The following is a 664-nucleotide window of genomic DNA, read 5'->3' as shown; positions in this document are numbered from 1 at the left end:
AACCAAAACCTTAGCTCTTGGGACATAAACGGCATCTCAAAAGAGATGTTTGAAGGCACGAAAATGTCTGAAAAACATAAGCCGAAAACAAAGGAGCAAATATGCGTGTGATGAATGCAAGTGGGAATCTTATTGATCCCTTCAACTTGCAGAAAAAAGACTTTGACCCTAAAGTCATAGCACAAACTCTTTCAAGAGTTTGTAGATTTTGGGGACAAACAAAAAGGTTCTATTCTGTCGCTCAACACTGCTTGGTTATGGTTAGAATCTTTGATGGGAATAAAGAGCTTCAGAAATGGGCTCTCATTCACGAGATATTCGAGAGTTTAATGGGTATGGATGTTCCAACACCCATCAAAAAGAGTCCCCAAATAGCTCCATATAGGGAAGCTGAATATAGATGCTTGCTTCAAGCAGCTAAAATTTTCGGCTTAACTCCGCCACTGCCAGAGGAAATCAAAATCGCTGATAAGCGATTAATGGTTTCTGAGGCACTTGTGCTTATGAATAGTGAGAACTATGATTGGACACAATTAGCGGAGCCTTATGGAGAGAAAGTTATCTTTCAAATTCAAGAAGAAACTATGCTACAAGACATGCAATATGTTGAGCATAGATTCTTAAAGGAGTTTGAGAGGTTGTTTAGGAATAAAGGAGCAAAATG

At 38.9% G+C, this 664-nt stretch carries 1 protein-coding gene; it reads left to right on the top strand.

Translation table 11 applies throughout. The features are described from left to right. Positions 1 to 101 precede the first annotated feature (101 nt). A partial coding sequence (locus EBF12_RS10980; RefSeq protein ID WP_121727674.1) for an HD domain-containing protein occupies positions 102 to 664 on the top strand: 563 nt, incomplete at its 3' end.

The sequence above is a fragment of the Helicobacter labetoulli genome, from assembly GCF_003670275.1.
GTDB classification, from domain to species: domain Bacteria; phylum Campylobacterota; class Campylobacteria; order Campylobacterales; family Helicobacteraceae; genus Helicobacter_C; species Helicobacter_C labetoulli.
Note: the sequence above shows the minus strand (reverse complement) of the source record. Positions and strands in the feature narration are given on the sequence as shown.